The organism is Paenibacillus sp. QJM3NY_38 (assembly GCF_056173265.1).
Map to the genome: position 1 here is coordinate 2,730,246 of NZ_CM149665.1, position 19,284 is coordinate 2,749,529.

The following is a 19,284-nucleotide window of genomic DNA, read 5'->3' on the forward strand; positions in this document are numbered from 1 at the left end:
TGAAAGGTGAGGCGAATATCGAATGAAACCGAAAGCGCAAATTGTTAATCTTCCTGTATATCAACCCGGGAAGCCCATCGAAGAAGTCAAAAAAGAACTAGGCCTGGATGTGGTCATTAAGCTGGCCTCCAACGAGAATCCGTACGGCTGCTCACCGCGCGCAACCGAAGCCATTACCGCTGAGCTGGCAACGCTCAGCCTGTATCCGGATGGAAGTTCAGCCGATTTAACGGCGGAGCTTGCTGATCAGCTTGGTATTGAACGCAATCAGATTATTTTCGGATGCGGATCCGATGAAATCATCGCCCTCATTATTCGTGCGTTCCTGGAGCCGGGAGACGAAACCATTATGGCCGATCAGACCTTCTCGGTGTATAAAACGAATGCGGATATTGAAGGTGCGAGAAGCATTGAGGTGCCTCTGGTTAACGGGAAACATGATCTGCCGGGCATGGCAAAAACCGTTACGGACAAAACCAAAATCATTTGGGTGTGCAATCCGAATAATCCGACCGGAACCATCGTTTCCGAGAGCGAGCTGGTATCTTTCCTGGATGAAATCCCTGCTCACGTGATGGTTGTGCTTGATGAAGCTTATTATGAATATGTAACGGACGCTTCGTATCCGGCCAGCATCAAGTTAATGGAGCGTTATCCGAATCTGGTCATCCTGCGTACCTTCTCCAAAATATACGGCCTGGCTGCCCTTCGCATCGGCTACGGCATCGGGCAACCTGAGGTTATCTCCTTGATTAACCGAGTGCGTGAGCCGTTTAATACAGGACGCCTGGCCCAAGTGGCCGCGAAGGCCGCCTTGAAAGATCAGGAGTTCGTAGCTAAATGCCGTCAATTGAATGCTGAGGGAATCACTTATGTGCAGCGGGAGTTTGATCGTCTTGAATTATCCTATTTTCCTGCTAACGGGAACTTCATCATGGTAGATGTGAAGAGACCGGGCACTGAAGTGTTCAAATCCCTGCTGAGCAAAGGCATCATTGTACGTCCGGGATTTGAGGTTTACCCGAGCTACATTCGCGTAACCGTTGGCTCTGAAGAACAAAACAAGGCTTTCATCGGCGCATTGGAACAAGTGCTCCAAGAAGTGAATGCTCCAGCTTGATCTAATAAATAACCATAATCGCAGCTTGAAACGAGTGAGAGAGAGAATATGACTATGCAAATTTCTATTTTCGGCGTCGGCTTGATCGGCGGTTCGTTAGCATTAAACTTCAAAGGAAAACCAGGCATAACCGTTACCGGTTATGCCCACACGCAGGAATATGCCGACCAGGTAATCGCCAAGGGCGTTGTCGATAAGGTTACACTTTCGGTGGAAGAAGCTGCCCAAGACGCGGACGTCATATTTTTGTGCGTTCCGGTAGGAAGTCTCGAGATGTACATAAAACGTCTGAGTGAATTGCGGCTTAAACCCGGATGCATTATTACGGATGTGGGCAGTACCAAAGCGAGTATTGCCGAATGCGCATCCCAACTTGCGCTTAAGGATGCCTATTTTATCGGAGGACATCCGATGGCCGGCTCGGAAAGATCCGGTGTCGGCGCTGCCTCCACCGTCTTATTCGAGAATGCATATTATGTGCTTACTCCGCCGGATGATGTCCCTCAGGAGAAGCTGGACGTCCTTGTGGAGCTTCTGTCGTATACGCGTGCTCACATTGTAAAGGTGGAGCCTAGGCTGCACGATGAGATTGTTGGAGCTATCAGTCATCTGCCTCATGTGATCGCAGTAGCCTTGGTGAACCAGATCAGCTCCTACAATGACGATAATCCGTTGTACCGTACGCTGGCTGCAGGGGGCTTCCGGGATATTACCCGTATCGCATCCAGCGACCCGGTCGTTTGGCGGGACATTCTATTAAATAATCGCAATGTCATGCTGCCGCTGTTACGAGACTGGAACGAAGGTATCCAGAGATTTATGGACATGCTGGAGTCGAAGGACGGGGCTGCTATTGAAGCGGCTTTCCGCAGAGCGGGGGAATTCCGCAGTGTGCTGCCGGAGCGAAGGAAGGGAATGATCGTTCCCCAATATGATTTGTATCTGGACGTGCCTGACCATCCGGGTATCATTGGCCGCATAGCGACGGATTTGGGGACGAACAGTATCAACCTCAGCAACATGCAGATTATCGAGAGTCGGGAAGATGTGCCTGGTGTGATGAGGCTTTCCTTCCGCAATGAAATCGAACAGGAGCGGGCCAAAGAGCTTCTGCTGTCGCAAGGACACTCGGTGTACCAGTAATTTTCCGGTTGTTTTTAAACAACCGGAAATAAATGCGTTTTCAGTGTTGACAAAATGAAAACGTATACATATAATAAAAGTACAGTATGGTTTCTCTCCACTCCTATCCAAAATATTGCACTGTGTGCAACCGCCTTCAATGTTGAAGGCGGATTTTTTTTGTCTTTATTCCTATCCGTGGCAAAGCTGCTGCCACAAACCTGAACTTTTCTCCAATATGTGCTATAATGCTAGAGTGCTAGTGTAGAAGATTTGGGGAAATTGCCAAATACATAGAATAGTCAGACATCTTGTGGCGTAACTATATATGGTTTGACGGTACTTTTGCACAAATCCTTGATCATTGCATCCGGAGGGAGATGTAATGGACAGGGAAGAGGCACCGGATGGTGAAGGAGGAACGAAAAATCATATGACGGATTCCCAACTAATCCAAGAAATTAAGCAAGGCAATACCGAACTTTATTCCGAATTAATGCGGCGTTATCAGAGAAAAATATTAGCATTTGTCTATCATATGTTAAAAAGTTCGCACATGGAGCTTATGGCTGAAGATTTATGTTCGGAAACATTTTATAAGGCATTCCGGAGTTTGCACTCATTCCGGGAAGTGGATGCATCCTTCTCGACCTGGCTCTATACCATAGCCCGCAACACCGTTCTCAGCGAACTGCGCAAGCATCGGAGCGGCACATTGCCGCTGGAGGAGAGCGGGGTCGTGCCTGTGGCTCCGCTGGAGGTTGCTCCGGAGCAGGCAATCCTGCGCAGTGAACGAGTACATATGGTAAGGGAAGCGATTAATAATTTGCCGGAGAAACAGAGATCGGCGCTGATTCTGCGGGAATATGATCAACTGGATTATCAGGAAATCGCAGATATTTTAGGTCAAAGCGTCAGTTCGGTTAAGTCATTGTTATTCAGAGCTCGCGGCAGTGTCAAAATTCAGCTCGAACCCTATTTTTATGAGCCGGTTATTGAGGATCTGAGAGGGATGAAGAACAGATGACTTGCGATGAAGCCCAAGAGCTGATGGAAACTGTCTGGGATTTGCCGGACAATGATCTGCGGCGACAACGGCTGATAGCACATGTTCAAACCTGCAGCTCGTGTGCAGCGGAGTACGAAATGTGGGTGGAAAGCCAGAACATGGTTCATGTTCTGGAACATGAGATCCCCGACATGGACCCTGAACAGATCAACCGCAACGTGATGGACCGCATCTATCGTGATTTCCCATGGCTGGTGGAGGAAACGTCTAAGAGTCGGGCGGTAAGCCGAGTGTTCCGCAAGCGGCTGACACTCATGATTGCCGGTTTTTTGGCGCTGTTTGTATGCAGCTTCGTTTATTTTGCAGCAACCGGCAATCAGCCGGAGCCAGTTCCGGAAGCGGTAACGACAGGGATCATCCCAACGGGGGTGGCTGACACAGCCCAAACCCTGAACTCTCAGGACGAATACAAGATTCCGAAAACCAACAGCGGCATTATTGATCCTTTTGTGGTTGATATGAGCCCGACCCAGCCAGAATATTGGATGATACTATCCCTATTGGGCATTGGATTCGCCATGTTTTTCCTGAAAAAATTAAATCGAGTCAGAAGATAAAAAAGAGGTTAGGATGGAGGAGATGCGGCATGCAAATCGGCTTGGTTCGTCATGGTTTAACGGATTGGAATGCGTTAGGCAAAATCCAAGGTCAAACGGACATTCCACTGAATGAGGAAGGTCGTCGTCAAGCCCGTTTGCTTGGGGATCGACTACTGCAGGAGCCATATCGGTGGGACTTTGCCGTTAGTAGCGGACTTTCCCGTGCTGAAGAAACTGCTAAGATCATCTCGTCCATGTCGAACATTCCATTGATGCCGCCGGATGACCGTTTGCGCGAGCGCAAGTACGGTCAGGTGGAAGGTTTGACAGCGGAAGAACGTGAATCCCGATTCGGTGCCGATTGGCACCTGCTCGATTTGGGACAGGAGACGGATCTGGAGCTTCAATCCAGGGGGCTTGTCTTTTTGGATGATATGTGGCATAAACACCCAAACGCTAATATTCTGGTTGTCAGCCACGGTGGTTTTTTAGCGCAGCTCTACAAGCTGGTGTGCCGCGGCGTTCTAAGCGAGCGAATCGGCAATTTGTCGCTCACCGTCCTCGAGAGAAAAGATGATGACTGGTCGCCCCTGCTGTTTAACTGTACCAAGCATCTGTTGACAAAACAGTCGTAACATGGAGATTCATTAATGAAGTAAGAGCCTTCCCCGCGGGAAGGCTCTTTTTTGGTATTAGGATGAAGATCTACGCTTGCGCTATTAAAATAAACCGATGCTGCTGCACTTCGAAATAGCCCTTGGTTCGGATTTCCTGATGAATCCGATATAAAGGCTCAAGGTACCGTTCCACTGTGAAATCGGGAATCTGCCAGGGAATCGCTTGCAGGTAATAGACCAGTGCACCGATGTCATAAAACCGCTGCGGTGAAAAGGCTTCCCGGCTGAAGGTGACGTTGAAACGGTGATCCTGCAGTTCTTGGACAGCGGTTGCCAGATCCCAATGCGCGAACTCTTCATTTAACGGAACGCCAAACCATTCGTTGATTCCATAACAGTCGGTTCCCCCAGATTGCTGGGTTATGAACACGCCCTGCTCGTTAAGAATTCTTTTGATTTCCGCTGCGGAATAGGACTCGTGCTGATTGATGATCAGATCAAAAAAATGATCCTTCAAAGGCAGCGAGGAATCCTCTTCAAAATAGACGACCTTTACGCCAAGCGGCTCAAGTCTTTGTCTTGCAATCGGTACGTTTGGTTTATACCCTTCAGTGGCATAAACCGTTTTCGGCAGTGGATGAAGGGAGAATAGGAACTCTCCTCCGCCTGTTCCCATATCCAGCATCGTAGCGGCATCTCGCATGAACGGAATGACCATGCTGCCTAAAGACCAGGGGAGAGCATGGGACTGCATGCGGCCTGATGCTGTAATTCGCGAGAAGTCCCATCCTGAAAAATGTTGATCGATATCTTGAATAAAGGCCATAAACGCTGTTTCTTTTATCATTTCACATAACCTCCAAGCTTTTATTAAGAGTGTTGTTTCATTGTTGAAAAGCTCTTAATGGAGGTCCGCGGATTCGATTTGCACCTAGTTATATTTCATGTTCTGGGGTTCTCATGATCATGTCCTCCTGTAGTGATTCAATCATTTCCTTCATATAAAGTGGTTTTTTCATTTTATTTAGATGTAATACATCATAAGCGAAATCTCAGCAGCAATCAGTAAGTATTCTATCATTTAATAAGAGAGCATAGTCATTTCTATATACAAAAAAAATAAAAAATATTTCGTTAAACCGAAGTGTATCAGGTATCAAATGTCCAAAACCTTCCCATAATGGTTGTAAAACGGCGAGGCGATGGAAGATGAATCTAGCGGATATGCTCACATATGCCGATATTGGACAGCTTAGCAATATAGCGAATCACTATGATTGTGACGCTAAGCGGAATTCAAAGCATGAACTGATCCAGAGTATTCTGTCCAAGCTCGGACGCAGAGAGTTTTTCGAGGAGCAGGTCAGCAGCTTGTCACCAAGCGATTTGCGTTTTCTGAACAACCTGGCATTTGATACTCGAACAGGCTATAGCCTGGAAGAATTGACGGCTGCGATCCGTCATGCGGCGGAATTGGAGGAGAAAGAGGATCAAGCTTCTTCAAACAAGAAAGCTGCCGCCGCCAAAACGGAAAGTCCGCGTGAGGCGGTCGCACGTTATCGCCGAAGCGGCTGGTTGTTTAACGGCTTCACCCATTCCACCAAGTATTTGTTTCAAGTGCCTTCGGATATGAAGGAGCGGTTTCGTGACGTGCTGCGTGAACGGCTTCATCAAAATCTGCAGCGATTAAGTGATGACCCGGAAGTGTACCGGGATGAGCAGGGACTCGCCGCAGAAGATCTCAAACTGATTCTTAAATATGTCGGCAGACATGATATCGAGTTGAATCAGGAAGGATTCATGTATAGGCGAAATCAGCAGCAGCTCATGAGTACACTGCATATTTCCGAGCCATTGATTACCAAGGGAGCATGGAGGTTCGGGTATGGCCGCTCCTGCATTGAATATCCGGATCGCTTTGCACTGCTGTACGATTATGCTTACGCTAAAAAATGGTTCAGGGAAAACAACGCCCGGTTGATCCTGACTGAAAGCGGAACTGCGCTTATGGAAGAAGGAAATCAAGTTAGCGTGATACAGATATTCCGCTTTTGGTTAAGACTTTATAAAGGCGCAATTCCCAATATCAATTCTCTTGTATACTGGATCAGTCAATGCGCAAGAGATTGGGTCACCGCAGCCTCTCTTTACGAATCGCTGGGCTGGCTAATCCGTCCTTTCTATTATGACAGTCCACAAAATATTTTGGAGCAGCGGATTATCCGCATGCTGATGCATTTGGGGATGCTCAGAATAGGAGAGAGCCAGAGTATGGGAACAACGTACAAAATGACGGCGCTTGGCTTGAAGGCCGCGGAAGCAGGCTTACATATCAGCGATTCGAATGATTTGATTCTCTAGGTTGTTTGGTTACATTCGCAGCAGCCGCAAAAAGTTTTGGAAGTAAAGCATTTAAAGGGAAAGAATATAAGGTATACGCAAATTTAGTTTGGAGGTGCATCCTAATGGATAAGATGAAGGTTACTTACGAGGTTATGTTAGGTCTGGCGGCCGAAATGGTGTGGGACGAAGCATTGCGCAAGCATCGGAGTGAAGAGCTGTATAAAGAAATTGACGAAGCGCTGGCTTCCGGCGACGAAGTGGCTTTCCGAAACCTGACGGATGAACTGAGGACTTTGAATTGAAGAAATGCTTTATCGCATTTCTTCTTTTTTTTGCTTTACCCGCCCTTGCACTCGTATAATGATAACAAAATGATGATGAGTGAGTAGAAAGGATGTACCTTGCATGAAATTTAGTGAAGTGGACGAGCAGACTTGGCCGGAACTTACACCTTTTTTTGATACCTGCCTGATTCCGTTTACCGGATTATCGGGTATGGAAACGCCGTGGGAGGCGACAGCTGCGCTTGAACGGCTGCGGGATTTTATGGATTTGGCTGAAATTCCGTTTAAGGGAAGATTGGTTACATATCCTGCTGTACAATATGGAAATACTGAAGATATAAAGCTTCTAAATGAAGTTTGTCACAATGTCAAATCCAGCGGGTTTAAATTTGTTGTTATCATGACAGCGGATGTTGAGCTCTCTATAGAGGACGTGCCTGAAAGCACGCTGGTCCTGTCCCGGCGCAGGTTGGAAGCTAGCGAAGGCATCCCCTTGTCAGCCATCGTTACCGGGCAAATCAGTGAAATGTGGCAGCAGGAAAGCTGAGTCTAAATGTGACAAAAAACCAACAATTTATGAAAGGGCTATTGGAAGCGAACCCAAATTTGGGGTTCAAATTCTTGACGGTCTTGGGAGCCTAAGATATTATTAGTATGTCCTAGTAAGTCGTGTGATTTTAATCATTGATGACACTTAAGAACGGTTGACAAAGGGGGTTGAACACAGAATGAGCAGCAACCACAATGACGAGCATGAAGAATCGCACAATCCACCCCGACAGAAAGAGATGTCCCGCAGACAATTTCTTACATACACGTTGGGCGGTGCCACAGCTTATATGGCTGCTGGAGTAGTTTTGCCAATGCTTCGCTTTGCCGTTGATCCGATTCTTCAAAATAAAGAAGAAGGGTCTTTTGTAAAGGTCGCGGAAGAGAGCAAAATTACCAACGATCCACAGGAATTCCATTTCGAGCTCAAACAGCAGGACGGCTGGTACAACAGTACAGCTACTTTGACGGCGTGGATTCGTAAGAACGATCAGGGTGAAATTGTAGCGCTTTCACCGATCTGTAAGCATTTGGGATGCCTTGTTGGATGGAATAACAACAAAAATTTCCCTGATGAATACCACTGCCCTTGCCACGGTGCACGTTATACACCGGACGGTAAGAACCTGGCAGTAGCGCCGAAGCCGCTTGACCAGTACGAGACGAAAATCGAGAACGGCTGGATTTACCTCGGCGCCATCGTGCCAAATACCGTAGTTAAATAGGAGGCGTAGATTCAGATGTTGAAGAATGTCTACAACTGGATTGATGAACGTCTCGATATCACGCCGATTTGGAGAGACGTTGCAGACCACGAGGTACCGGAACACGTAAACCCGGCGCATCATTTCTCCGCGTTTGTGTACTGTTTCGGCGGCTTGACGTTTTTTATCACAGTCATCCAGATTCTGTCGGGGATGTTCCTGACGATGTATTATGTACCGGATATCATAAACGCTTACAACAGTGTTGAGTACCTGCAAACGCAGGTTGCCTTCGGACAGATTGTCCGCGGTATGCACCACTGGGGCGCAAGCTTGGTAATCGTGATGATGTTCTTGCATACGATGCGCGTGTTCTTCACCGGCTCTTACAAAGCGCCGCGTGAAATGAACTGGGTTGTTGGTATGCTCATTTTCTTTGTTATGCTCGGTCTTGGTCTGACAGGTTACCTGCTGCCATGGGATAACAAAGCTTACTTCGCTACAAAAGTTACATTGGAGATTGCGAACTCCGTACCTTGGCTTGGACCTATCATTAAAGAATTGCTGCAAGGCGGTACGATCGTAGGCGCCGAAACGTTGACGCGTTTCTTCGCGATTCACGTATTCTTCCTTCCGGCTGTCCTTCTTGCTCTATTGGTAGGACACTTTATCATGATCCGCAGACAAGGTATTTCCGGTCCACTATAAGAAGAAGGGAGGCGCATATTTATGGCACATGGTCATAAATCTGATGAGAAAGTAGTTTATGTCGGCGATTCACGTGTGAAAAAAGGCAGCGGTTGGGTTACGCCGCCGGATTACACCGCTTATCCCGGCAAATCAGAAGCGTTCATTCCTAACTTCTTGTTGAAGGAATGGATGGTTGGTGTAGTTGTACTGGTCGGCTTCCTTGTGCTGACCATCTCGGAGCCGGCTCCGCTCGGTTATCCGGCGGATCCGGGAGCTTCAGTAATCCCGATGCCGGACTGGTACTTCCTGTTCCTGTATGAATACCTGAAGCTTCCATACGCTTCCGGTGATTATGTAGTACTGGGTACGATTGGTGTTTCGGGCGTTGCCTTCGGCGCATTGCTCCTTGTTCCTTTCCTTGATACGGGGAAAGAGCGGCGGTTCTACAAGCGGCCTATTACTTCGGCCCTTATGATTCTGTCGTTATTTGCAGTCATCTATCTGACGAATGCAGCCTGGACGCACTATGTGCATGAGCTGGAAGCTACCGGACAGAAGCCTGAGCATATTCAGCGTGAAGAAGAGGCGGAAGAGAAGCATGCAGCTGGCCTGCCAACGAGTAGTGGTAAGCAGCCAGAAGACAGCATTGTAGCGATCGTTGATAAGGATAATCCCGCGATGGAAACCTTTAAGACAGCTACCTGTATCTCTTGTCATGCCGCAGATTTGAAAGGGGCATCCGGACCGTCGCTTCGCGGTGTCGGGGATACCCATACAAAAGAAGAGATCATGGCTATTATTGAAAATGGCCAAGGCGGCATGCCGCCTATGAAAGACATAGCCCTTGGTGCTGGTGTCACTGAAGAACAACTCGATCAGCTGGCTGATTGGCTCGCAAGCCAAAAGGCAGAAGCCGCTGCAGAGTAAGATGCATAGACGAACCTGACCGCATTGCGGTCAGGTTTTTTTAAATGTTAAATATAGATGAAATGTATGTGGGGATTAGGTATAATCGGCATTAGTCGTAAAATGAACAATACAAGGAACAGGACAGGAGGACAGAGTTTGTCGATTTCGTATTTTTGGAGCCGGGAATTTCTAAGCAAGCGATCGATTCTCTGGTTGCTGCTCATATGCAACATCCTTGGAACGATTTATGGATACATATGGTATGGGGGTCAAATGGTCGATACCGTGGATCATGGCTTGCTATGGCAGGTCATATTCGTACCGGACAGCCCGACGGCCAGCTTATTCTTCAGTTTAGCGCTTCTGCTGCTCCTTTACCCGCCTCGGGGGCTTGGGGGCTCCTTGTTTCAGCAATTCATTGAGGCGCTGGCGGTCGTTACTTCGGTAAAGTATGGAATATGGGCTGTTGCTATCATATTTGCCGGACAAGCCCAAGGGGATGTGCTGGCATGGCAGGATTGGATGCTCGTTGCTTCACATACGGCCATGGCGGTGGAAGCGTTATTGTTCGTACGATTGTTTCATTATCGCTGGACAGCGCTCACCGGGGCCATCGCATGGACACTGTTGAATGACACCGTAGATTATACGTACGGCGTATTTCCTTGGCTGCCGGGTCAACTATATGATGACCTTTCAGCGGTCGAGCTGTTCACCTATCTTTTGACTCTCTTCAGCGGTTTTGCCGGCTGGATCTTCATGAAATACGGGAATTCCAAACACCGTTAGCCGTGTAGGCAACGCGGTTCTATGAGCAACCCTTCTGCCATACATATACGGTAGGAGGGATGTCCCATGTTTCGAACCTTTCCGAAGCTCCTGCTGTGCCTGTCTGCACTGCTTATGCTGGTTACCGTCAGCATGGGTGATTCTGTATGGGCTACCCCGGCAAATGAACAGTCGGAGACTTCGCCCGCCGCATCCATACAGGCCAAGGCGCTGAACAAGGAAGTAGAGCAGCTGTACCGTCATGTGGAGGAAGGCAATGTACAAGCCGTGCTGGAGGATATTCGCCGGGTATCCGGGTTGTTTGAGGCTTCGTCATTTCAGGGGTTGACCGGTGTAGAAGGTATTCATGTTTTGGCTGAGAGTATTTTGGAGATGAAAGAAGCCACGGCACGGGCCACGCAGGAGCCGCAGCACTGGATGGTGTCCGCAGGGAAACTTCGTATGGCAACCGATAGCCTGATCCATGCCAGAGATGCGTTATGGCTGCAATATTACAAGGTCATACGTGAAGACCTGAGGGTTATGGGGGAATATGCTGCTCAGCAGGATCAGGCTGGCATGAGACGAGCGTATGCCAGCCTCAGTGAACATTATGAACTCATCCGTCCTTCCGTTGTCATACAGCGAAAGCCTGAGGATGTCAACATGATGGAGTCCTGGATATCCTATGCAGGGGGTCTGGTGTCATCGGGGGACACGGCACAGGTGCAAAAAGTGGTTTCGCAGGGCGAGGAAATGATCAACACGTTGTTTGGCAAGAAAAAGGATGAACCTGCCCTAGCTCCGCTGGGAGAGGTCAAGGAGCCATGGACCTGGCAGCTGGTCATCTGCGCTTTCATTTTGGCGGCATTAACGTTTGCGGGATACCGCAAATACCGTGGTCAGCTGTATAGCTCAAAACCAATGTTCCCTCGCAAAATGTAGGCGGAAATTCATAGCAGTTCCGATTGTGGCCCGGTGCGAACCGGGCTATTCCTCTTTAAATCCTTCGCCATGCACATCATTGACATCATTAATGATAATGAATGCCCGAGGGTCCAACGATTTGGCGATTCCCGTTAAGCGGCGAATTTCCTGCCGGGATACGACGCAGTATACCATATGCTTGGCTTGCTTGGAGTACGCGCCGATTGCGGGGATTAGCGTAACCCCACGATCCATCTCGGTTGATATGCGATGGGCGAGTTCGGGCGCCTGATCACTGATGATGGTGAAGGCTTTGGCGGCATAAGCGCCTTCCTGAATGAAATCGATGACCTTGGAAGCGATGAATACGGCGACGAGGGTATACAATATCCGCTCGAGCGGGATAAAGAATAGGGAAAGCCCGATAATCAAGATATCCAGGGATAGAATAATTTGGCCCATGCTGAAGCCGAATTTCCGATTAATGATTCTGGCAATAATGTCTGAACCGCCCGTCGTACCGCCAAACCGGAACACAATGCCGAGCCCAGCCCCCAATGTGACGCCTGCGTAGAGCGCAGCAAGAATATAATCCTGTTCGGTGTGAAACGGCACAACATAACCGCGGTCGATCAACGCTTCGAACAGCCACAGAAACAGGGTTAATGAGGCAATGCCGAGACCTGTGTAAATAGACTGGCGTTTACCGAGAATTTTCATGCCGACCAAGAATAGCGGGATATTGAGCGCCATGGTTGAGATGGACGGCGATATGTTAAAGGCATAGTTAAGCAGTACGGTAATGCCGGTGACGCCCCCCTCCATGAGCTCATTCGGAATGATGAAATACATAAGGCCGAATGCGTAAATGGCGGAGCCGGCGATGATCGGAATGATCGTTTGAAGCTGATGAAGCAATTTGGACGTTTTCATAAGACCCCTCGCATTCCCGATGGTGGATATTACCCGTATGTCTGGGTTGCTCGTACACCTACCTAGTATGTGCCGATCATGTCCCAGCCATAAAAAATTATTTGTTTTCAAATCCGCTTTACGATAACATAGGTTTAAAACCAATCGCTCGTCATGAGAGAATGCTGCTTTGAGCTTGGATTTACAAGTTGAGGCAGACTGTGCAGTGAAGGGAGTTATAGAGTCTTGGGAAAATCAATGGCTGAAATGCAGCAGGAAGTCGATCAATACATATCACAATTCAAGGAAGGTTATTTCAGTCCTTTATCCATGATGGCCCGGATGTCGGAAGAGGTGGGCGAGCTCGCCAGAGAGGTTAATCATCAGTTCGGAGAGAAACCGAAGAAAGCGGATGAAGCAGACAATTCCATCGAAATGGAACTTGGAGATATATTGTTTATTACGATTTGTTTTGCCAATTCCCTTGGCATTGATCTCGCGGAAGCGCACGCTAAAGTCATGCATAAATTTGCGACGCGTGATGCCGATCGTTGGACGAAAATAAACACCGATTAGGCTGTTGCTACATATGCTGTACCAAACCCGCTGTGGGGAGGGACAGCCCGTGAAACCTGAAAGTTATATACAAAAAGCATATCGATGCATACTTCAGAATGATTTCGAAGAGGCGTTACGTTGGTTTGAGCAAGCGATCATTGCGAATCCGGGAGATGCGGAAGTGCATTACCGATGCTCCATTACCTACGGCAGAAGCAACAAACTGGAAATGGCGATTACTCACGCGGAAGAAGCCGTCAGACTGCAGCCGGACAAACCGGAATATGCGCTTCACTTACAGCATATCAAGGCGGCGGAGCTGGTGCAGCGTGCCAGAAAAATGGTCGAGAATCGCAAGGACGTAACCAAGTCTGAGCTCTATCAGGCCGTGTCTCATCTGAAATCAGCCGTAGCGATGGACCCATTATACGCCCAGGCCTACGTATGGCTTGCTCTGGTCTACAGCGAACTTGATGAGCATGCGCGCGCCATTTCCACGCTAAAAGAGGTCATTTCATTGTACCCGCAGGAGAGTGGGCTTCAGCATATTATGGAGGAACTCAAACAGCGCTTGAAATCATATATGCAGGATACAGCATCGGATTGAAAGTGAGGACATGTAGAATGGCAAACAAATGGACAGTTGCGGTCGTCGGTGCCGGCGGCCGTATGGGTAAAGAAGTAGTGAAGCTTGTTTTGGGCGATGATGAACTGGAATTGGTTGCCGCTGTCGGCCGGTCGGATGCAGGTGCTGATGCAGGGACGCTTGTGGGTCTTCCTGCCTGCGGCATTACGGTGACTTCGGATCTGGAGATGGCGCTGGTCGAATCGAAACCGGATGTCATGGTTGATTTTACAGCACCGCAGTTTGCCTATACCAACACGGCTCTGGCCATTAAGCACGGCGTACGTCCGATCATGGGCACAACCGGCTTCACGCCGGAGCAAATCGAAGAGTTGGACAAGCAGTGTGCGGAGCAGAATATCGGCGGTTTGATCGCTCCGAACTTCTCCATCGGAGCGATCCTGATGATGAAGTTTGCCGCTGCGGCTGCCAAATATTTGCCTCACGTTGAAATCATTGAAACTCATGGCGACCAGAAGCTTGATGCGCCTTCCGGAACATCGATCAAAACAGCGGAAATGATTGCCGCAAACCGCGAGGAGATCCGGCAGGGCAATCCGAAGGAAGAAGAGGTCATCGAGGGCGCCAGAGGCGGGTATTATAATGGCTTTCGTATCCACAGTGTTCGTCTGCCGGGTGTATTTGCCCAGCAGGAAGTTATTTTTGGCGGTTATGGACAGAGCTTGAAGATTCGACATGATTCCTATGAGCGCGCAGCTTATATGCCGGGCGTGAAGATGGCTATAGAGAAGGTAATGGGGTACACCGGCTTGGTCTATGGATTTGATCATTTTATCGACTAACATAGGGGAGAAATTACTATGAATATTGCATTTATCGCTCATGACCGTAAAAAAGAGGAAATGGTCAATTTCGTTATCGCGTATGAAAATGTATTCGAAGATCATAATCTTTACTCAACGGGAACGACGGGAACCCGTATTATGGAGCAAACCAAGCTTAGCATTCACCGTTTTGCTTCAGGGCCGCTTGGCGGCGACCAGCAGATTGGCGCACTCGTTGCGGACAATGAGATGGATCTGATCATTTTTTTGCGGGACCCTTTGATGGCACAGCCTCATGAACCGGACATTAACGCACTTCTTCGTTTGTGCGACGTGCAGGGAATACCGCTTGCTACCAATGTGGCAACGGCGGAGATTCTTGTTAAAGCGCTGGACCGTGGCGATTTTGCATGGCGGGAACTCGTTCATAAATACAAACCGGGTGTGGATAGCTAATGAATAGCCAACTGGATGTTTTAATCTTCGGAGCACACGCAGACGATGCCGAGATCGGGATGGCAGGAACGATTGCGAAGCATACGGCAGCGGGACTGTCGGTCGGGATCTGTGACCTAACGCAGGCCGAGATGTCGTCCAACGGTACGGTCGACCTTCGCAAGAAAGAGGCAGACCAGGCTGCCCGGATTCTGGATCTCAAGGTCCGTACGAATCTGGGACTGCCGGACCGCGGCTTATTTGTGACGCCGGAGAACATTGAAGTGGTCACAGCCGAGATTCGCAAGTTTGCTCCCTCGATTGTGTTTGCTCCTTATTGGGAGGATCGCCATCCGGACCATGTGGCTTGCAGCCGATTGGTTGAGGAAGCGGTATTTAATGCCAAGCTTCGTCGTTACATGCCCGAGCAGCCGCCGGTTAAGGTGGACGAGCTTTATTTTTATTTCATTAATGATATCGGAAGAACGGACCTGGTCGTTGACGTTACGGATCATTACGCCGTTAAGGAGCAGGCCCTGTCTTGTTACCGTTCCCAGTTCCAAAAGGCTGAAGAAGATGCAGTCTCTACTCCGCTGACCGAGGGGTACATAGAGCGTGTGCGGGCCAGGGATTCACTGCTTGGAGCGCGCAGGCTTATTCCTTATGCAGAAGGTTTCGCTTGTAAAAGTCCGTATGTTGTTCATCTATTCGGCTCCAAGCAGGCATAATATATAGAGGCGTACGTAAAGGAGGCCTGACATGAATCAACAACCATTAAAAATCGGCATTACCTGTTACCCTTCATTGGGCGGGTCGGGCGTGGTGGCGACAGAGCTGGGGAAACTCCTGGCCGAGCAAGGCCACCAGGTTCATTTTATTGCTCACAGCATTCCGTTCCGGTTAGGAACTTTCCATAAAAATATTTTTTATCATGAAGTTGAAGTAAACGACTACTATGTGTTCCGATACCCGCCATATGATTTGTCGCTAGCGACAAAGATGGCTCAGGTAGCCAAAATGCAGCAGCTTGATGTGCTTCATGTGCACTATGCGGTGCCGCATGCCGTGTGTGCCTTCTTGGCAAAGCAGATGGTCGGAGATCAACTGAAGGTCGTCACGACGCTGCATGGAACCGATATTACGGTTCTGGCGCAGGATGAATCGCTGAAGGACCTGATTCGGCTCGCCATTAACGAAAGTGATGCCGTTACGGCTGTCTCTCAGGATCTCATTCGAGAAACGCGGGAGCTGCTGGATATAAGCCGGGATATTGACCTTACCTACAATTTTGTGGATCCCCGGGTGTATTATCCGCGGGATTCGAAATCGCTGCGTAAAGATTATGCAGATGAGAATGAAAAGATTTTGATGCATATTTCCAACTTCCGTCCGGTAAAACGGGTAGCAGACGTGCTGGAAATATTCGCCCAGGTCCAGGAACAGGTACCGGCGAAACTGCTGCTTGTCGGGGAAGGGCCGGAGCTTCCGAAAATCCAATGCCGGATCAATGAGCTGGGACTCGGTAGCAAGGTGCATTTTCTAGGCAAACAAGATGAAATTGCGCACGTGATATCGATGGCCGATGTGCTGCTGCTTCCTTCCGAGAAAGAAAGCTTTGGCCTGGTCGCTCTGGAAGCGATGGCCTGCGGAGTGCCTACCGTCGGCTCTACGGCAGGCGGGATTCCCGAGTTGATTACACATGGCGAAACCGGCTATTTGGCTCCAATCGGAGACACCTATTCAATGGCCCAGCATGTGCTTGAAATAGTAAAGGATGAAGCGCTTAGCGAGCGGCTTCGCAAGGCTTGTCTCCATCGTTCCAAAACGATGTTCTGCAATGAATTAATACGGGGCAAGTACGAAGAAATATATTACCGAGTATTGGGACGGGAGGTTAGCGAGCTGAAGCCGGTCTGCGGCTAAGCTCGACCCTCTCGTTGTTTTTCGGATAAAGGAACGGGAAACTATGGCAGATATGTTTAATTCAATACGATGGCGCAACGCGGATCCTGATATGGCTGAGCGGAGTGCGGACGTGGTCCGGACTCTGCTTCGGCATGGACATGAAGCGTATTGGGTCGGAGGCTGTGTCCGTGATGAATACATGGGACGCAGGGTCAGTGATATGGATATAACTACCTCCGCCTTGCCCGAGGTCACCTGTTCTATCTTTCCCAAGGTTATTCCTACAGGAATCAAGCATGGGACCGTGACGGTGCTGATGGAAGGCCAGTCTTTCGAAGTGACGACCTATCGCGTGGAGAGCGGTTATGAGGACCACCGTCATCCAACGGAGGTTGCTTTTGTCGAAGAAGTAACGGAGGATTTGCGACGACGTGATTTTACGATGAACGCAATGGCCCGAGGGATTGATGGCTCCTGGGTGGATCCGTTTGGCGGACGGGCGGATATTGACAGGCAGGTGATTCGCTGCGTGGGCGATGCACGCCTTCGTTTCCGCGAAGACGCCCTGCGCATGGTTCGCTGCATCCGTTTCGCTTCCGTATTCGGGTTCTCCATCGCTGTGCATACTTGGAGAGGGATTCTCTCGGAGAGAGACACCTTAAGCTGGATTGCGATGGAGCGCATTCGCAGTGAATTTGAAAAGATTCTAACAGGTCCTTCCCCCTTGCGCGGACTGGAGCTGTTTGTCCGCAGCGGCTTATACGCCCGAATGAAGGCGCCCTTTCCATATACCGGACATGACACGAAAGCGATAGAAGCCATGAATGGGATCGAGCCGGAGCACTCTACGAACCGCTGGGCGCTGCTGCTGCTTGCCTGCGGCATTTCAGCCCAGGAAGCAGAGGAGCTGCTACGATCGTGGACGTTCTCCAATAAGCAGCGGGAAGCCATCGTTAAGCTGTTAGCGCTTCATGAGTCCTATCGGCAAGAGCAGGAAGTGGAAGCTACCGAGAGCGCCAGGCACCGATGGATTAAGCTGATCCTCGTCCACGGAGCCGAGGCAGCCCAAGGCTGGTTGCAGCTGCAGAGGGCATTGAACCAAACGGGAGCGGCCTCAGCTTCATTAAGCGTAGTTGAACAGCTTGACGGTTGGCTCCGGGAACTCCGAATTCGGAGTTTGAAAGATTTGGCCATTACCGGAAACGAACTGCTTGAAACGCTGGACAAGCGTGGAGGCCCATGGCTAGGAGCACTTCTCGGGCAATTGCTGGAGAAAACGGCGGCAGGTTTAATTAACAACGATAAGGAATCGTTGATTGAAGAAGCAAAGCGGGTGGTAATTCATAATGAAGGATTATGATCAAGACAATACGCTTCTGAAAATGTTCCAGGAGCATTCCGGGCAATTTTTGTCCGGAGAAGAGATCAGTCGTAAATTGTCCATCAGCCGGACGGCCGTATGGAAGCAGATCAATAAGCTCCGTCAAAGGGGATATGATTTTGAGGCCGTTCCGCGGCTTGGCTACCGCATGATCGATGAACCGGACAAACTGAGCGTGGAGCAACTGACAGCGGGGATGACCAGTCAAACCTTCGGTAAAACGCTGATGCTGCTTGACAAAACGTCATCTACTCAGGAAGATGCCCGGCAATTGGCGGAAGAAGGGGCAGCTGAAGGCACCCTTGTAATCTCGGAAGAGCAGACAGGCGGTCGCGGAAGAATGGGAAGGAAATTCCATTCCCCCAGAGGCAAAGGCATATGGATGAGCCTGGTGCTCAGACCGAAGCAGCCGCTGCATTTAACCCAGCAGCTGACCCTATTGACAGGCGTAGCGGTATGCCGTGCAATTGTGAAGTGCAGCGGTGTGCAGACCGATATTAAATGGCCAAACGACATTCTGTTTCAAGGCAAAAAGGTTTGCGGCATTCTGCTGGAGTCTGCAACAGAAGACGAAAGGGTGCGCTACTGCATAGCCGGAATCGGAATCAGCGCCAATCTGAAGGAATCGGATTTTCCGGAGGAGCTGCGCGGCGTTGCGACTTCGATTCGCATGGCTGGCGGAGCAACCGTCAACCGGACAGGGCTGATTCAGTCCATTATGGCGGAGATGGAGGTTTTATATGAATTGTACAACGAGCAGGGCTTCGAGCCTATAGCCTCTCTCTGGGAAGCATTATCCGGCACGGTGGGCAGGGAAGTTCAAGTGCAGACGGCCCGTGACCGTTTTAGCGGGATTGCCACAGGACTCAACCGAGACGGCGCGCTGTTGGTTCGCAATCATGATGACGAGCTAATCCCCGTATATTCCGGTGAAATTCTTTTTGATACCAGGTAAATGAAACATGGTGAAATCGTGGCTCGAATTTGTTATACTATGACCAAGAGGCGATATCGTCATGAGCGAATTGCACTCTTCAGCAAG

General features: G+C 49.4%; 23 protein-coding genes. 21 read left to right on the forward strand and 2 right to left on the reverse strand.

Annotated features, from left to right (window positions below; genetic code table 11):
• Positions 1-22 precede the first annotated feature (22 nt).
• The 5 genes from hisC (at position 23) to AC0VZ8_RS12380 (ending at position 4,485) form a co-directional block, all read left to right on the forward strand.
• The gene (gene hisC, locus AC0VZ8_RS12360; RefSeq protein ID WP_475487024.1) at positions 23-1,120 is read left to right on the forward strand and encodes a histidinol-phosphate transaminase; all 1,098 of its coding nucleotides are present in this window, start codon (positions 23-25) and stop codon (positions 1,118-1,120) included.
• A 54-nt stretch (positions 1,121-1,174) separates the two neighbouring features.
• Positions 1,175-2,263: a prephenate dehydrogenase gene (locus tag AC0VZ8_RS12365; protein ID WP_201259343.1), complete on the forward strand. Its 1,089-nt coding sequence runs from the start codon at positions 1,175-1,177 to the stop codon at positions 2,261-2,263.
• Between the two features lie 412 nt (positions 2,264-2,675).
• Entirely contained in the window at positions 2,676-3,269 is a 594-nt protein-coding gene (locus AC0VZ8_RS12370) for an RNA polymerase sigma factor (RefSeq protein ID WP_194545129.1), read from the forward strand.
• On the forward strand, positions 3,266-3,868 hold the full coding sequence (locus AC0VZ8_RS12375; protein WP_475487025.1) for an anti-sigma factor family protein: 603 nt from the start codon (positions 3,266-3,268) through the stop codon (positions 3,866-3,868). The genes AC0VZ8_RS12370 and AC0VZ8_RS12375 overlap by 4 nt, the downstream gene beginning before the upstream one ends.
• A gap of 29 nt (positions 3,869-3,897) precedes the next feature.
• Positions 3,898-4,485, forward strand: coding sequence for a histidine phosphatase family protein (locus tag AC0VZ8_RS12380; protein ID WP_475487026.1), 588 nt, complete (start codon positions 3,898-3,900; stop codon positions 4,483-4,485).
• A gap of 70 nt (positions 4,486-4,555) precedes the next feature.
• On the opposite strand, the gene AC0VZ8_RS12385 is transcribed toward AC0VZ8_RS12380, so the two are convergent.
• Positions 4,556-5,314 (reverse strand): class I SAM-dependent methyltransferase, encoded by a 759-nt coding sequence (locus AC0VZ8_RS12385; RefSeq protein ID WP_475487027.1) that lies wholly within the window; start codon positions 5,312-5,314, stop codon positions 4,556-4,558.
• 362 nt (positions 5,315-5,676) lie between these two features.
• Here AC0VZ8_RS12385 and AC0VZ8_RS12390 point away from each other — a divergent pair, with 362 nt between their 5' ends.
• The 8 genes from AC0VZ8_RS12390 (at position 5,677) to AC0VZ8_RS12425 (ending at position 11,659) form a co-directional block, all read left to right on the forward strand.
• A complete protein-coding gene (locus AC0VZ8_RS12390; protein ID WP_475487028.1) occupies positions 5,677-6,828 on the forward strand; it encodes a hypothetical protein in 1,152 nt (383 codons plus the stop codon).
• Positions 6,829-6,932: 104 nt separating this feature from the next.
• On the forward strand, positions 6,933-7,112 hold the full coding sequence (locus tag AC0VZ8_RS12395) for an IDEAL domain-containing protein (protein WP_006209497.1): 180 nt from the start codon (positions 6,933-6,935) through the stop codon (positions 7,110-7,112).
• Positions 7,113-7,215: 103 nt separating this feature from the next.
• Complete coding sequence (locus AC0VZ8_RS12400; RefSeq protein ID WP_071218392.1) at positions 7,216-7,641, forward strand: DUF2487 family protein; 426 nt, start codon at positions 7,216-7,218, stop codon at positions 7,639-7,641.
• Positions 7,642-7,822: 181 nt separating this feature from the next.
• Positions 7,823-8,368, forward strand: coding sequence for a Rieske (2Fe-2S) protein (locus AC0VZ8_RS12405; protein ID WP_015734548.1), 546 nt, complete (start codon positions 7,823-7,825; stop codon positions 8,366-8,368).
• Positions 8,369-8,383: 15 nt separating this feature from the next.
• Positions 8,384-9,055, forward strand: coding sequence for a menaquinol-cytochrome c reductase cytochrome b subunit (qcrB, locus tag AC0VZ8_RS12410; RefSeq protein ID WP_006209500.1), 672 nt, complete (start codon positions 8,384-8,386; stop codon positions 9,053-9,055).
• A 21-nt stretch (positions 9,056-9,076) separates the two neighbouring features.
• Positions 9,077-9,964, forward strand: a complete 888-nt coding sequence (locus tag AC0VZ8_RS12415; RefSeq protein ID WP_475487029.1) for a c-type cytochrome — start codon at positions 9,077-9,079, stop codon at positions 9,962-9,964.
• Between the two features lie 138 nt (positions 9,965-10,102).
• The gene (locus AC0VZ8_RS12420; protein ID WP_194541952.1) at positions 10,103-10,735 is read left to right on the forward strand and encodes a DUF1405 domain-containing protein; all 633 of its coding nucleotides are present in this window, start codon (positions 10,103-10,105) and stop codon (positions 10,733-10,735) included.
• A 66-nt stretch (positions 10,736-10,801) separates the two neighbouring features.
• The gene (locus AC0VZ8_RS12425; protein WP_475487030.1) at positions 10,802-11,659 is read left to right on the forward strand and encodes a sporulation protein YpjB; all 858 of its coding nucleotides are present in this window, start codon (positions 10,802-10,804) and stop codon (positions 11,657-11,659) included.
• 45 nt (positions 11,660-11,704) lie between these two features.
• Here the strand turns inward: AC0VZ8_RS12425 and AC0VZ8_RS12430 are convergent, their stop codons facing one another.
• Positions 11,705-12,574, reverse strand: a complete 870-nt coding sequence (locus AC0VZ8_RS12430; protein WP_216530986.1) for a YitT family protein — start codon at positions 12,572-12,574, stop codon at positions 11,705-11,707.
• Between the two features lie 225 nt (positions 12,575-12,799).
• On the opposite strand from AC0VZ8_RS12430, the gene AC0VZ8_RS12435 reads away from it, so the two are divergent.
• Genes AC0VZ8_RS12435 through AC0VZ8_RS12470 form a run of 8 tightly spaced genes read left to right on the forward strand, consistent with a single transcriptional unit; the run spans position 12,800 to position 19,197 of the window.
• Positions 12,800-13,129 carry a nucleotide pyrophosphohydrolase gene (locus AC0VZ8_RS12435; protein WP_071218387.1) on the forward strand — a complete coding sequence of 110 codons (330 nt, stop codon included), beginning with the start codon at positions 12,800-12,802 and terminating at the stop codon, positions 13,127-13,129.
• A gap of 49 nt (positions 13,130-13,178) precedes the next feature.
• The gene (locus AC0VZ8_RS12440) at positions 13,179-13,718 is read left to right on the forward strand and encodes a tetratricopeptide repeat protein (protein ID WP_071218386.1); all 540 of its coding nucleotides are present in this window, start codon (positions 13,179-13,181) and stop codon (positions 13,716-13,718) included.
• Positions 13,719-13,735: 17 nt separating this feature from the next.
• Complete coding sequence (gene dapB, locus AC0VZ8_RS12445) at positions 13,736-14,539, forward strand: 4-hydroxy-tetrahydrodipicolinate reductase (RefSeq protein WP_426198408.1); 804 nt, start codon at positions 13,736-13,738, stop codon at positions 14,537-14,539.
• 18 nt (positions 14,540-14,557) lie between these two features.
• Complete coding sequence (gene mgsA, locus AC0VZ8_RS12450) at positions 14,558-14,977, forward strand: methylglyoxal synthase (protein ID WP_071218384.1); 420 nt, start codon at positions 14,558-14,560, stop codon at positions 14,975-14,977.
• On the forward strand, positions 14,977-15,684 hold the full coding sequence (gene bshB1, locus AC0VZ8_RS12455; RefSeq protein WP_260069185.1) for a bacillithiol biosynthesis deacetylase BshB1: 708 nt from the start codon (positions 14,977-14,979) through the stop codon (positions 15,682-15,684). The genes mgsA and bshB1 overlap by 1 nt, the downstream gene beginning before the upstream one ends.
• Positions 15,685-15,715: 31 nt before the next feature.
• Positions 15,716-16,879 (forward strand): N-acetyl-alpha-D-glucosaminyl L-malate synthase BshA, encoded by a 1,164-nt coding sequence (bshA, locus tag AC0VZ8_RS12460; protein WP_071218382.1) that lies wholly within the window; start codon positions 15,716-15,718, stop codon positions 16,877-16,879.
• Positions 16,880-16,922: 43 nt separating this feature from the next.
• Positions 16,923-18,221 (forward strand): CCA tRNA nucleotidyltransferase, encoded by a 1,299-nt coding sequence (locus AC0VZ8_RS12465; RefSeq protein ID WP_071218381.1) that lies wholly within the window; start codon positions 16,923-16,925, stop codon positions 18,219-18,221.
• Positions 18,208-19,197 carry a biotin--[acetyl-CoA-carboxylase] ligase gene (locus AC0VZ8_RS12470; protein WP_475487031.1) on the forward strand — a complete coding sequence of 330 codons (990 nt, stop codon included), beginning with the start codon at positions 18,208-18,210 and terminating at the stop codon, positions 19,195-19,197. The genes AC0VZ8_RS12465 and AC0VZ8_RS12470 overlap by 14 nt, the downstream gene beginning before the upstream one ends.
• Positions 19,198-19,284 lie beyond the last annotated feature (87 nt).

Excerpts from the sequence above, each read along its gene's own strand:
- hisC (WP_475487024.1), top strand. The coding sequence starts at position 23 with ATGAAACCGAAAGCGCAAATTGTTAATCTTCCTGTATATCAACCCGGG.
- AC0VZ8_RS12365 (WP_201259343.1), top strand. The coding sequence starts at position 1,175 with ATGCAAATTTCTATTTTCGGCGTCGGCTTGATCGGCGGTTCGTTAGCA.
- AC0VZ8_RS12370 (WP_194545129.1), top strand. The coding sequence starts at position 2,676 with ATGACGGATTCCCAACTAATCCAAGAAATTAAGCAAGGCAATACCGAA.
- AC0VZ8_RS12375 (WP_475487025.1), top strand. The coding sequence starts at position 3,266 with ATGACTTGCGATGAAGCCCAAGAGCTGATGGAAACTGTCTGGGATTTG.
- AC0VZ8_RS12380 (WP_475487026.1), top strand. The coding sequence starts at position 3,898 with ATGCAAATCGGCTTGGTTCGTCATGGTTTAACGGATTGGAATGCGTTA.
- AC0VZ8_RS12385 (WP_475487027.1), bottom strand. The coding sequence starts at position 5,314 with ATGATAAAAGAAACAGCGTTTATGGCCTTTATTCAAGATATCGATCAA.
- AC0VZ8_RS12390 (WP_475487028.1), top strand. The coding sequence starts at position 5,677 with ATGAATCTAGCGGATATGCTCACATATGCCGATATTGGACAGCTTAGC.
- AC0VZ8_RS12395 (WP_006209497.1), top strand. The coding sequence starts at position 6,933 with ATGGATAAGATGAAGGTTACTTACGAGGTTATGTTAGGTCTGGCGGCC.
- AC0VZ8_RS12400 (WP_071218392.1), top strand. The coding sequence starts at position 7,216 with ATGAAATTTAGTGAAGTGGACGAGCAGACTTGGCCGGAACTTACACCT.
- AC0VZ8_RS12405 (WP_015734548.1), top strand. The coding sequence starts at position 7,823 with ATGAGCAGCAACCACAATGACGAGCATGAAGAATCGCACAATCCACCC.
- qcrB (WP_006209500.1), top strand. The coding sequence starts at position 8,384 with ATGTTGAAGAATGTCTACAACTGGATTGATGAACGTCTCGATATCACG.
- AC0VZ8_RS12415 (WP_475487029.1), top strand. The coding sequence starts at position 9,077 with ATGGCACATGGTCATAAATCTGATGAGAAAGTAGTTTATGTCGGCGAT.
- AC0VZ8_RS12425 (WP_475487030.1), top strand. The coding sequence starts at position 10,802 with ATGTTTCGAACCTTTCCGAAGCTCCTGCTGTGCCTGTCTGCACTGCTT.
- AC0VZ8_RS12430 (WP_216530986.1), bottom strand. The coding sequence starts at position 12,574 with ATGAAAACGTCCAAATTGCTTCATCAGCTTCAAACGATCATTCCGATC.
- dapB (WP_426198408.1), top strand. The coding sequence starts at position 13,736 with ATGGCAAACAAATGGACAGTTGCGGTCGTCGGTGCCGGCGGCCGTATG.
- mgsA (WP_071218384.1), top strand. The coding sequence starts at position 14,558 with ATGAATATTGCATTTATCGCTCATGACCGTAAAAAAGAGGAAATGGTC.
- bshB1 (WP_260069185.1), top strand. The coding sequence starts at position 14,977 with ATGAATAGCCAACTGGATGTTTTAATCTTCGGAGCACACGCAGACGAT.
- bshA (WP_071218382.1), top strand. The coding sequence starts at position 15,716 with ATGAATCAACAACCATTAAAAATCGGCATTACCTGTTACCCTTCATTG.
- AC0VZ8_RS12465 (WP_071218381.1), top strand. The coding sequence starts at position 16,923 with ATGGCAGATATGTTTAATTCAATACGATGGCGCAACGCGGATCCTGAT.
- AC0VZ8_RS12470 (WP_475487031.1), top strand. The coding sequence starts at position 18,208 with ATGAAGGATTATGATCAAGACAATACGCTTCTGAAAATGTTCCAGGAG.